Source organism: Bradyrhizobium sp. GW821-FHT13H05, assembly GCF_058804065.1.
Map to the genome: position 1 here is coordinate 920,399 of NZ_JBXAPO010000001.1, position 12,960 is coordinate 933,358.

The following is a 12,960-nucleotide window of genomic DNA, read 5'->3' on the forward strand; positions in this document are numbered from 1 at the left end:
GGCAAAAGCCGCCCAAACCGGCCCCGTGGATGATTCAAGCAGAGGTTGTTGGTTGTCAAGGGTGATCAGCGAGGCAGGTTCGGATCGCGCGAGGGATCGTCACCGAAGGCCGGGACCCTCGGCCCGGCGCGCGAAGCGCGTAGAGCCCGGTCGGCTCGCCGACGCGCCAGCAAGTGAACGGGTTCTCAACAAAAGTGCCCCGCATCGTTTCCGACGCGGGGCAAGTAGCTCTGCACGTTGCGGGTCATCAGCTCTCAACGGGCTTCGACCATTTCCGAAAGTCTGGAGGATGGTTTCCCTCACCACGCCAGCGTGCCTAACCGCTGCTCTGGGAAGAATCGCACAAGGCTACTTCGCGGAGCCGGCAGCTAATGCGGCCGGCTATGGAGCCGGTCAGGTGCTCCCAGCCTTGCGCTCGCGAATGACGAGCCTGCCGCTGACGGGTAGGGCAATCAGTTCGACGTTGAACCCCTTGCCGTCGTCATGCGGCCAAGCCGCGCCCAGCTTGGTCCAGAACGCGCTTTCGCCTTCGCCGGTGACGACGAACGCCTCGTGGGTAGGCTTCTTCGACTTGGTGGATGACCTGGTGGCCATTGTATTCTCCCGTTGGATGATGCCGCAGGCGGCAGGCCGGTCGGGAGACAAAAACGTTTCCTGTGCCGGTTAAGCCGGCATGCGGTTGATGTGAGCGTAGCGGAGTTTTCGCATGCCGGAACCGCCTTCGAGAAAGAGCTGCGTTCTGGCGTGTCTCGCCTAACACGGTTGGTCAGACAAAATATCTTTGTCAGCCGGCTACGCCAATCGCGGCCGGACAGGAAATCTCAAGGGTGCGGCCGAGGGCTCCGTCTAGGATACGGTTGGATGCCTTGCGCGTACCCACCTCGGGCCTAGTTTCCCCGTCCTCCTGGCCGTGCATTGGGGTTAGACGCGCAACGGGAGACGGACTTGAGATGCAAAAGGACCGGACCTCGATCAGTTTTGCTCGATAGGCCAGGAATCAAGCCGCGTGCTATCAAGAACGAGCAGGCAAGACGAAAGAAAGAGTACGCAGGTGCGCAGAACTTGGATATTCGATCCGGAAAAGCTTCAACCGGGTGATGTCGTGTTGGAGAAGGGGAAACGCTTGCGCAGCAAGGCAATCGCGCTGGCCGACCGGGGGACCTACAGCCACGCACTTCTCTGGCTGGGAAACACGGACTTCATCGAAGCGGTTGGCGACGGAGTGAGGGTGATCAGCTTTCAGCGAGTTCTGGTGCATCATCCCAGGCGCTGGCTGCTGCTCCGATTGGTGGAAGATCCAGGAAAAGCGCAAAAGGCCGCAGCCGTAGCTAGAAACCTCGCGCATAAGAAATACGATTTGAGAGGCGCCCTGTCGACAAAGGTGGGCGGCCGCAAGGCTCCTGATCCGACCAGTCTGTTCTGTTCTCAACTAGTCGCGACGGCCTATGCCGAGGCCGGCTATACCATTGCGCCGGGGAAGATCGCCGCCCAGGTGACACCAGCCGACATCGAGAACAAGTCGGGAATGATGAGTATTCCCTTGCCGCTCGTTGAAGTCGAACGAGGGCGAAAGGCTGACAGAGATGAGGATTACAAGGGCACATCAATGGAGCGAGAGATGCAAGTCTCCCAAGAAGCGTTTCTCGCCGTCAAGGGCCATATTGATACCTTGGAAGATCCCGCTACAGATGGCGTGAACTTTCCACCTGGAAGCCTGTACGATTTTTTGGAGGTTCTTTCTCGCCAGAAGCAAGGAGTGGGCACGGAAGCGGAGGACTTGCTCCTTTCAGAGCTGAGCAGGCTTAATTACTTCATGCTTTCTGTCCCTACCGTGATTGGCGCCCGGGGGGAAATTGAAAGCGCGCGCGCTGGGCTGCTCGCGTCGGACATTTCAGTTGCTAAGCGCAATCAGATCTTGGAGCACCTGGGCATGGTCGCTAAGTCGTACCGTGACACACGGGAGCGGTATCAACAAAACGGTGCTACATGCCAAAAAATCTATTCATATCGCCGTCACCAGCTCTGGCTGAAGCTGGCGGCGATGCATTTCCGCAATGCAGGTGACGTGAGCATGCTCATCGAGCTGGCAACAGATACCCGACACCATCAAGCCTAGCAGATAACAAAGGTGCCAGCAGGAACGTAGCTGTTTTTCGCGAGGGATCGTCACCGGAGGCCGGGACAATTGGTCCGGCGCGCTTGCGCGTAGAGCCCGGTCAGGCTTTCCTGACGCGCAGAGTTGGCAGTGCGGCATCCCCGGCGCGGCCTGTGGTAGACTATCGAAAATTCGATAGCCGGTCGAACAGTGATCGCGGAAAAGACGCCCTGGTGAGAGGAATGAGCGATGCGCTTCAAGCGCTCGGAAGGCCTAACAGCATCGGAGAAGTTGCTGGCAGAACTCTGCGACAGGTCATTCCTGAAGCTTTGGACCTATCCCAATCTGTTCAAGAAGCCGCCGGGCAAAGAGCTGATCGATCTCCTGGTGGTGTTCGGAAACGATGTCATCATTTTCTCCGACAAATCGTGCAGCTACCCGAATACAGGTGACGCCGATCTCGACTGGTCGCGCTGGTATAGGAAGTCTATCGCGGACTCGGCGCATCAGATTGCACAGGCGGAGCGTTGGATACGGTCTTGCCCCGACAGGGTATTCTTGGACGCCAAATGCACTGAAAAGCTTCCGATAGAGCTGCCGAACGCGAACGATATGCGCGTGCATCGGATATGTGTCGCGCTGGGCGCTCTCGATCGCGCGGAAGCCGAAACGGGCACGCGTGCGTTGAAGATCGAACCAGCCGTCTTGAACGATGCCGGACGATTTACGGTGGGCCGGACGGACAAGTCATCTGGCTGGGTACACGTGTTTGACGATACGTGCCTAATAACGGTGCTCAGCGAACTCTCAACTATCAAGGATTTTATCCACTATCTCGACAGTAAAGTTGCTTTGATGGAAACGGGTAACTTCAAGTTTGCGGAAGCGGAAACCGATCTTTTGGCCCGTTATCTCTGGCACGACCGGACGTTTCCCGTCGAGGAAGGACCCTACCGGATTGAGCCGAACCTGTGGGGGCAGGTGGAGGCATCACCAGAGTTTTTAGCTGGCCGGGAGGCAAACGAGGCTAGCTATTTTTGGGATGGGCTCATTGAATATATTTCCGATCATTACCTGAACGAAACGCTCGAGTTTGGAAACGAACACACCATGTCCGATCATGAGCGGATCGTCCGCGTCATGGCAGGAGAAACTCGATTTTTCAGACGGATCTTGTCCAAGGCGATATTGGAGCGGGCGGAGATCGCCAAAACGCAAGCGATCAGCACCTTGCTGCCATCGGATCAAGCTGACGTTAGCTATGTGCTGTACATCGGACGAGGCGATCAGGGAGGAGATCACGCCGCATATCGAGCAGAGCGCTCGAAAGACCTTCAGCTGCGCTGCGTTGCCGCAAAGGCGGTTAATCCAGAGAAGCGCCTTATTGTGGGTTTAGCAATGGACGCCCGAGGGGTGAAAGGTTCTTCGGAAGATTTCTTCTTAATAGACACGGGGAGCTGGTCTGCCGAAGACATCGAAAAGGCTCAGAAGGTTAGGGCGGACCTCGGCTATTTCAAAGCTGGAAGCGCGATCATGTCCCGCATCGCGGAGGATGAGTATCCGGGAAGCCGGAGAGCGGTCGATGTTCCAGGACTGGCTAATGAGCTATCGGGCTTAACGGTCTCGGAATCGATTGAACTTGCCGCCATGCTCAAGACCAGGTGGGCCCGGTCGGAGTAAAAATCCGTCGCAAACCGGACTGCATTATCGATCTGGGCGCAATAAACGTCGAGCGCGCTCCTGAAGGGTCAAGGCGGCGTTGACCTGCCTTGCGACCAGGAGGTCAACTAAGGCGAGAAGCGTGGAGCGCGCCTCCGGGTCTGCTGAAAGGGCAACAAGATCTTCCGCAAGGATCACGTCAAGTAAGTCGACAAGCGCGGTTGGCGCCGAGGAGCGCCAACCGATATAGACCGGGTTCTCGCCCGTAAGAGCAGACCGTAGCCAATTAAGGCCTGCTATCCGCAACGGTTTCCCTGTCGAAGAGGCTAGAAAGGAGCAGAGTGCGACGACATTGTTGTCGTCTCGTCTGAGATGGTTGGTAGCCCAAGTTTCAAACAGGTCCCTAAATCCCTGGGCGGCTGTCTGATAGGCCGGGTTCGCATCGAGCCAATTTACCGCGCCACAACCGAGCACTTGAGTAAGAAGACGCTGGCCGTAATACCAAGGGTCGCCTTCTCCCCACGTAGGGGCGGCGAGCGCATATTCGATCATCTGGCGCCATTGAGCTGCGAACCTGTTGGCGTCAGCCTTCGACGCGAGCATGAACCAGCAGGTCAGGAAATGGCCTACGCTGTAGTGAGCCGGTGCTCCTAGCACAAGCACAGGCTCCCAAAAGCGGCGCGTGTCTTGCCCCGATGCGCTTAGCGTCTTCTTCGCCAATTCCTCCAGCAACCTGTACCCCAGTTGATTGGGGGGAGGCTCGTCATCGCGGTCCCCCTTTGGTTGATGTCGGCGCCACACTTCGAAGGACCATAATGATAGGAGGAGATCTTCATCCTCGCGAACGTGCTCTTCGGCCACCGCGGACCCTGCCGACGGCGTATTTGACGGGGTTAGCCAGGCAAAGGCAGCTTCGAGAAGTGACCAATCGAGACCATCGGAACGCCTTTGCTCCGGTGGAATGCGCGAGCGTATTCCATTGTCTGCGCGGTCAAATTCTCTTTGCCATCTCGCACGCTCTAATCGCTCAATTCTGCGGGCAATTGAGACGGGACTGGTCTCTGCGATCGATTGAGGGGCATGACTTAGCGGCCATCTTCTGAAGCGCTTCAACCAACCGTCCCAACAAGGCGCTTCCTCCCCAAACCGCGGCCTTAGAATGGAGAGACCTGCCCATAATAGTCCGAGCGTAAGCAGGCGCTGCCAACGAACACCCAGTTCTTTGCGATACCTATGGGCAAGGCCGAATAAGACGCCTTCTGCCCCGCGGTCTCCACTCGTCATGAGCCTCATGACAGCCGCGTCGCTTTCGCTGCCCGGGTTGCGGAGCCACTGCTCAAAGACTGCATAGGCGACAAAACTCAGATGGTCCTTGGTTGTGTAGGCAGCTCCCCTCAGCGTTTCCGCACTATCGCCGACATTTCCCAGGGCGTCGGTAACGATGCCATGAATTGCGTCCTTGTCCTTATGGTGCTCTAGCCAGTCAGCCGCTCGCGCCATCAGCGTGCATGCGATGGCGGTTCTCGCGCGCTCTTTGAATTCGTCTTCAAGACCAGCTTCGTTGGCGATGGCTCCTAACCAGGATGCTAGCGCGTCGGCCTGGTCCGACTGGAGTTGTCTAGGTTGGTTGAGGACCGTGAGGCATTGCTGGGGTAGAAGCAAAACCTGCGTTGCAGGAGCACGGTCGTTCTGAAACGTTTGTATTTCTTCGATGAGGTCTTGTGGGCACTTGAATTCGTGCTTTGTGACGCCACTCGCTGGATCAGTCTTGGCTTCAAAATTGCGGCTATCCAAGTGCGCCGCACGAATTCGTTGCTCAATCGCAGCTTTAGCGTTGTCGAGAATCGGCCATTCCGCCGTGGCGGTCCGCACGTGATCGGCAAAAGGAGGGAACGCATTTATGAGCTCAGACACCACACTCAGCATCGTAACCTTGTGGTGCGGAGCAAAGTGCCAGTCTCGTGCGAGACCGAACACAATCTCACCTTGAGGTGCTAGCTGCATTGCTGCGAAATAATCGCCAAGCGAGGCGGTGATGTCCTGGTCCCACCTGTAGAGATGGCTGCTCGCCACCAGCGGCTTTAGCGGGCCAAGAAAAAGAGCTGGCCCGAGCTTGCCTATGTTGACCAGCACTCCCAGCACGCCCACAGAACGTGTATTCAACAGGATGTGCTGGACTAGCGCCTCGACGTCCTCACCAGCTTGGATTTTTCCGGCCAGCCAACGTTCGAGCGCTGCCAAGCCAGAGTTCAGTTGTCCTGTAGAGCTAGCATTAGCAATACACCACTCGAAGACGCGCCTACCGCCCAGGTATTCGCGGTTGGTGCCATCCTCCAAAGTCAGGGTAATGCTGGGGTAAGCACCTCCCGAATCTCGTTGAACCCCATGAATCCAACGTTCAGTGCAGAATTCGACCAGCTTGAGCAGAGTTTCCAGCCCAATGGGATCGACCACCAAAAACGAGAAGAAGGGGCTTTTCCAGAACCCGGTTGGATAGGCAGTGCGATCGTGCGCGAGGCCTACTTCGTCGCGAAAGGGGGAGCGGCTGTAGCTCTCCTCTGGTTTGCCCTCGATAAGCAACGCTAGCAACAGCTCGGCCGCCTCGGTCGGGCGCACCTTCATAAGCGGGAGCAGCGCAGTTCCAGTTGAGCAAGCCTCATGAAAATGATGGTCGATGCGGCCGCCTGGACCGAGAGGCCAGGGCGGCAATCTGCGGCCGGAAGGTATGTAAGTCGGGACATGCGCACGTCGACGCTCGTGGTCGAGGCGATAGGCCTCGTCAGTCTTGAGCCGCTCCTCATGTTCGGCAGTTTTCTGCCGTCTATGCTCTGAGACTTGCGAGGCCAAGCCGGCGTCTAGCGGACGACGTCTCGCCATCTCGAAGGCCCATTGAGCGACCTCATCCGGCAGATCGGGCGCCGCAGCGAGCGCGGCCGTGTAGATGTCTTTGACGGAATCATCTGCAAATATCGTCCCTTTCGCTTGCTCCAACTGGACCGCACGCGCGGTGGCCAAGGCGAGCTCCGCGAACTCTCGGCGGAACGGAAACGGCGAGCCGGCGTATGTCGGTACAAAAGCAGACAGCCACCGACCGCATACCTTGGCGACGGTCGGCGAGCATAGAGCGGCAATACGAGCTTGATAAGTGTGGAGAAACCGCGCCATCGCGACCCATCTGAGCGCCATTGGCGTACGAAACTGCGTCTCCAAATGCAGACCAAAGGATGGGTCAGCGAATAGGACGTCCCCCAGCAATTTTGATGGACCGCCTGGTACGGTCGCGACGTGCTGAAAGCGACGAAGCAGCCGGTCAAGGAGCTTTCCGTGCTCGCGCATGAGCAAGTCGGTGCGTTCCCGCAAAAATATCTCCGCATCGGGGTCGAGGCAGAGCGCATCCAGCAGGAGATCCGCGGTGGTTGTGCTCTCGGGATGGCCAACTACCGCGTCAAACGCCACGTCCCAGGAGGCGCGCCCGTCGGGCGTCGGATCACGCAATAAGAAGCCACCGAGCATACGAAGCGCCGCAAGCCACAGAGGATTGCCGGCGAAGCCGGCCCATTGGCTTGTCTCTGTCGCGATCTCCTTTAGGCGCTGAAAGCGAACCCAATCGGAAGCCAAATCGTGCTCGAACTCAAAGCGGTTATGCTTATTCTTCCTGAGCGGAAGCTGAGCTGGCTTCCTTTCAATCGCCTCGGCGTGGCCGGGCCCAAGTTTGCTAATTTCGAAGCTGTGCTCGAAGTTCGCTTCCCGGACCGCGAGGTCCATGATGGTGCGCTGGAGTGTCACCTTTCCGTCCGTCCAATAAGCCCAAAGATGATCCGCGATAGCGATATGCGAAGCCAGCGACGAGACGTTGTTCTCTGCGAAGCGGGGTGCGGCTTCCAGCACCCAGGCCAGAGTGCGCGGGTTAGTAAGGGCTAAAACAATCTCATCATGAGTGGCGGCCCACGCAAGCTGTGGCGACGAAAGCAACGCTTTTCGGACATCGTCTTCCGCGAGGAGCTTGAGTTCCCAGTACTCAGGTAAGGCTGTGCTCCCAATTCTTTGCAGGCGACCTTGAGACCAACTGTCACTCTGGCCCACTACAACAATGTGCCATTTGGAAGTGCCCGCGCCGTTGTGCGCGATGAGGGCGGCGACAAGCGCGTTCGCCCTGCCAATTACCTCGTCGGGAAGACGCTCGGCGGCGTCCAAGATGAGAACGTTCCTTGCAGAGAAGCTGAACTTCAGTATTTCCTCTAGGGGGTAGTCGAGGCCAGCCAATTGACGCTTGGCTGCGGACAGGGCGGTCGCGAGATCGTCCGGCCTAAGCCAGACCTGTCGCCAATCGGGAAAGCGTGCCTGAAGGGTCGCCTTCACCAGCGCGGATTTTCCGCTGCCTGACTCACCGAAGAGGATGAGTAACTCTTTGCCAAAGAAAAGTGTGGCAAAGGTGTCCGCGTCTGAGGCGCGGTCGATCGACAATCCGGTCGGTAGCGCCGTGGCAACCTCCGCCATGCAATCGGCGGTAATCGCATCGAGCGCCTTCCAGGCACGCTCATAATTGGGATGCGATTTGAGGTTAAACCGTTGGACGAGCTTTGGCCAAAGCACCTCCAGCTTGATTGTGCCATGCGTGATACGGGCTTCTTCCGCTTCGCTAACAAGTGCATCCCAAAGATCGACAGCTTCGGCCTGCGTGCCGCTCACGAGCAATCTGCGGCACTGCGCAATTGCGTTGTCGCGGCTTTGGGAGTTGGGTAGGTGGAAGTCGGTTGGGAACACCTCCAGTCTGGCAAATAGCGCGGCCACGTCCTCGTCCGCGACACTGCTTGCTATTGTTTGCACAGCCGCTTTGGCCTTGTCCAAGATCTTCGCATGGGCTGCGGTTTGGCGCATGCGTGCTACGGCCAGAGGATTGTCGGGCTGCGAGCACCAATTCTTGATGTCGGCCCATAGCGGCTCGAATATGTGATGCGAGCCACGCGTGACAAGCATCAGCTTGTCCGTCTCGCGGCGAAAAGGGTTGTCGGGCTTTGGGTCACTCCACTGCCGCCATGCATCGCCGACAAAATCGTCGGGCAGCCCGTTGCCGGAGACTTGCCGGTTGCTCTTGCAAGACAAGGCTATCTGAGACCCAGAAGCTGCACTTGCGGCGAGAAGATCGTCGATGAGCCAACCGAGCGAGCTGGTCTGAGATTGAACGACGCTTCCAAGGCCGGTATCGCCGAGACCGGGAATTGGCTGTCCTGAGAGCGACTTCACAAGCAGGAATGCAGCGACTTGGTCCTCGAAGCCAAAGCCAGCGCCGCTAGTTGATCGCGTGGTTGCCGATTGTTTCGGCCCTTTGGTCAAGTCTTTGGCTCTCCGCCCCATCGCGTCAATGATATGTACTTTGGCGTGAGTTGCCAAGAAGTCTCATTCTGAGGTCGCAGTGCGCACTATCGCTCTTCCACGATTTGCTTGGATTCAAAAAGACGCTTAGGTGTCTCATCAGAGAATGAAAGGGAGAAAGCGGACGATCGTTCCGGCCGAATCCTCACCCAAGGGTCAAGAAGTTCGGTCTGGTCAAATGAAAGCGGTACTTCAGGATCGAAAGGCTCCGGATCGATGTTGAAGTGGGGCTTCGTCGTGCGCTGCAGGAGATAGCCGTTGGCGATTACACTAACTGCCTTCACTTTCTCCGCCAGAGACTTGTTGAGCATCGGCATGAAGGTGGCCTCGTTAATATCCCGAAAATTAATCCGGGGTTCGAAGCGGAGGAAAGATGGGTCATGGCTATAGGTTATGTAGATCGCTCGGACTGGGTCCATTCCTACTGAAGCCGACGATCCGACGAGCCTATATCTGGTCTGTTGCTCTTCTGCAGCTTGCTGCTCCTCTGACGCTTCCGGGTCAAAGTATTCTTCCCATTGACCTCCTCCTATCCCATGCTTGATTCCGGGCGGGTCGGGATTGGTTTGATACTCCGGCCTTGCTCGTTGGGACCTGTCTGACGTGCCGAACAGAATGCCAAAGATCTTAAGCTTCGGCTCCTTGAGGTGGAGATAGCAGAAGGCACGGAAATGGCCGATTTCTTCTCCACTATATTCCCGATCGAGCTCGAACCGTAGCGTGATGCCGCTCAAGATATCGTGGCTTTCTTGCAGGAAAGTTATTCGCTCCAGCGCGCGTTCTATGCGCTGAAATCCCGTGGTCACCATTGATTGGATATCATCGCCCCATTTGGCGAAGAAGCTCGCCTGTTCGGCATCCGACAGTGGAATTCCTAAGTACTGGAATCGAGCGGCGAAACCATCGGGACCGTCAAGCTGAATGCGGATACGTTCGCGATCAAAAACGTCGCAAAATGCCAAGCCTGCGGCCTTGGCTCTCGCTACAAGGTCATCCTTTTCGCCGATAGTGAGGTTAACATTGGTGAAGAAGACGAAGGCTTGTGGCGTGATCTCTGCGCTTAGCGCGCTCGCAACATCCTCTTCGAACTTGTGTCTCGCGCGCTTCTTATGCTCGGCTGAATCGTTGGCTTGGGTGAGAAAGCCAACCGCGCCAAACGTCAATTGCTCGCCGTTGAAGTAGGCTTGCATATCGCGGCCGCCGTCGGGCCCCCCGCGAGGGTGGCGAGGCGTTACGTTTGAGAAGCGCTTATCTAGAGCGAGCGCGGCGCGCACATGCGCTCTTGCGCTAGCTGGTTGGTGTCAAGGTAGCTCTTAAGCCGTTCGTCGGTTTGATAGGTCAAGGTTTAAATCTCAATTGGAATCTCGATGCCTATCTGCACAGCAACCGGCGTGTAGATGTCTATTTCCTGTTGAGGGGTGTAAATCGAGACTATCAGGGAATACCGGACCGATTGGCCATAGCGGCCTTCCTTTTTCCGCGTGCGCCACCAACCCATGGTCGGATGGATAGCGATGTGTCCACGACGCGCCAGTTCAGCTGCACTTCCGTGCCACGTGTTGGAATGGATAGAGCCGTTCGTCGGCTTACCGGTGCCCAACTCCCAGTAGCCGGTCTCACCCGCGTGGTCCTCGTCGTAGTCCTCGTCGCGGTCATAGGTGTTGATGCGCAGTTTAAACTGCTCAAGCGTTTCGGTTGGTCGGATGACCTTGAATCGTAAACCGTGTGATGGGTAGCCGTATTTCCTATCCCAGCCACGCTCACCTGGGCTTGGTTCGATGAAATAGGAGAGCGTTACACGCATCTCCACGGGGGTATCGAGCGGAAGAGCTTCCAGTGCCTCTCGGGGCCAGGGTAAATTATGGTATTTGATGTCGTTGCTTTTGATCGCTCTATCTTCGTCCAGGAAGAACGGCTGGATTGTTTCCTCCGCCACCAACGTCAGATTATTCTGCGCGCTGTAGAACAGCATCTCTGGATCAGGCACACCGTACCCAAAGGTCCGCAACAATCGGGTGGTGTCGAGCGAACCATCCTCATACTTCATCCGCTCGCGCATGGCGTCGTTCCAACGTGCACTGTGGACCATGAAAGCTCTGATGGTTTCGGGTCGATAGTTCGGATATCGGGCCGCAAGTGCGCAGGCCAAATTAGCGGCGAGGGCGGTTGCGGCGCTCGTATCCCTAAACTCGGCGAGCGGCGGTCGCCCGGCCTCAAACACGTAGTTGGTCGTCAGCATTTGCAATTCGGGAAGGAAGTCGGGATCGGCTCCATCTGGCGGCGACCCCATGTTTCCCGCTTCCATAACAATGTCTGGCTTGAGCGGAGTTTTATTGGAGCGGGGCCAGGTCACGGAAGTTGTGCTGCATGGCGCTAGGTCTCCTTGAGTCGCAAGAGCCGTCCAGCCTGGGCTTCTTTCAGTATCGATGAGGGCACGGTTGGTGTAGCCGCCGACCGTCAGAGCATTCCATGATTGTGCAGGATCATGCACTGAGGAAGTCTCGTTGGAGTTGGGGTATTCAGCTCTGTCAGAGATTTCCGTGTTGCCTGCGGAAATCAGGATCATTCGCGGGGTGTCGTTGATTGCCCCGAATGCGAGGTTGTCGATTGCAGCTGACCACGAGGACGGTCGACCACGGTCTAGGCCGTCGGTCGTTGTTATCGCCATACAGTAGATTTTTCGGCGAGTAGCATCGATTTCGAGACGAGAAACGCCCTCGATCGTAACGGCTCCGTAAAGGTCTGGGTCGTGATGATCTGTGGGATGGATGAGCTTCAACGATTGAAGGCCGTGAGTAAGTTCAATTGGGCCATCCCCTTCCAAGATCTCCGTTAGGTCCCCATACAGAGCAAGCCCCGCCATTTGTGTGCCGTGGCCGCCTTGGTTGCCGTCGTGAGCCCCCCATGCTTGCTTGAGCGCCTGTGTATCGGCGTCGCCGATGACTGGCGCGAGGAGCGGGTGGCCACGGTTAACGCCTGTATCGAGCAGACCCACTACCGGCGAGCCTGCCGGGGGTGGAGTGAGCCTCGCGAGGGTTTGCTCAACCTCGAGGGTCTGTTCCTCCGCGCTGCGCGTCGAATATAGGTCGGCCGTCGCCTTGGCCTTGCGTACTTCGGCGATGATTCCCAGCACCTCAGCGCCCCGCGACAATTGCTCCGGCGTGCCACGGACTAGGATAACGGTCCGGTCAACAAATCTGAGTTCATTGGAGACTATCTCGTATCCAAAATCGTTAGCTGCACCGCGTAAGCGGCCCAGCGGGTCTTCGTCCGCGTCCTGAGCGGCTCGCAGCCAAACTTCCCATACAAAACTAACGTTGGCGGGTGGATAGAGCACCGGATCATCGGTCCACAACTCGCGCAGGGTGGCGAGTTTGATGTTCGCGATGCTCTCGACAAGTTTCTTATTGTCTCGCCTGCCGGGGACCGCATCACGATAGGCTTCGAGGACCTTCACAAATCTGGTGATCTTGTTGTCAGGAACGATGACGGTTGCAACCGTTCTGTTTTGGGCGTCGGTCGTGACTGACAGCAATTCGATGCCGCTCTTGCGTAGCTCAAGGCTTTCGAAGGCCAGCGGGAAATTGGGGTCACTCTCGAAGGCCAAAATAATACCAGGAGACTCATAGAAACCATTCCCCACTTGAACCGGGAACTGCCCCCGTTGAGCACGCGCGGTATCCAGCGCGCCGCGTAGTTGCGCAGCATGCGTTGGCCGCTGGCGATCTGGTAGATTGAATGGGGGAGAATGTCCTCGTGTCGCAGTGTAGCGTGCGGCTTCCGCAGGAGTGTTCAATAACAGGTGCGGATAGCGCGGCATTCAAAATTTCGTT

Annotated in this window: 6 protein-coding genes; 2 read left to right on the forward strand and 4 right to left on the reverse strand. The window is 57.2% G+C overall.

Features of this window, described 5'->3' with window-relative positions:
- Window positions 1–393: 393 nt before the first annotated feature.
- Window positions 394–594, reverse strand: coding sequence for a hypothetical protein (locus tag AC1RR3_RS04340; protein ID WP_492819635.1), 201 nt, complete (start codon window positions 592–594; stop codon window positions 394–396).
- Between the two features lie 457 nt (window positions 595–1,051).
- On the opposite strand from AC1RR3_RS04340, the gene AC1RR3_RS04345 reads away from it, so the two are divergent.
- Both AC1RR3_RS04345 and AC1RR3_RS04350 read left to right on the forward strand, forming a co-directional pair.
- Entirely contained in the window at window positions 1,052–2,116 is a 1,065-nt protein-coding gene (locus tag AC1RR3_RS04345) for a YiiX/YebB-like N1pC/P60 family cysteine hydrolase (protein ID WP_492819637.1), read from the forward strand.
- 228 nt (window positions 2,117–2,344) lie between these two features.
- Window positions 2,345–3,775: a hypothetical protein gene (locus AC1RR3_RS04350; RefSeq protein ID WP_492819639.1), complete on the forward strand. Its 1,431-nt coding sequence runs from the start codon at window positions 2,345–2,347 to the stop codon at window positions 3,773–3,775.
- Between the two features lie 24 nt (window positions 3,776–3,799).
- Here the strand turns inward: AC1RR3_RS04350 and AC1RR3_RS04355 are convergent, their stop codons facing one another.
- The 3 genes from AC1RR3_RS04355 to AC1RR3_RS04365 all read right to left on the reverse strand — a co-directional run bounded on the left by AC1RR3_RS04355 (window position 3,800) and on the right by AC1RR3_RS04365 (window position 12,947).
- Entirely contained in the window at window positions 3,800–9,088 is a 5,289-nt protein-coding gene (locus AC1RR3_RS04355) for a hypothetical protein (RefSeq protein ID WP_492819641.1), read from the reverse strand.
- 86 nt (window positions 9,089–9,174) lie between these two features.
- Window positions 9,175–10,317 carry a hypothetical protein gene (locus AC1RR3_RS04360; RefSeq protein WP_492819643.1) on the reverse strand — a complete coding sequence of 381 codons (1,143 nt, stop codon included), beginning with the start codon at window positions 10,315–10,317 and terminating at the stop codon, window positions 9,175–9,177.
- A 155-nt stretch (window positions 10,318–10,472) separates the two neighbouring features.
- Window positions 10,473–12,947: a S8 family peptidase gene (locus AC1RR3_RS04365; RefSeq protein WP_492819645.1), complete on the reverse strand. Its 2,475-nt coding sequence runs from the start codon at window positions 12,945–12,947 to the stop codon at window positions 10,473–10,475.
- Window positions 12,948–12,960: the final 13 nt, after the last annotated feature.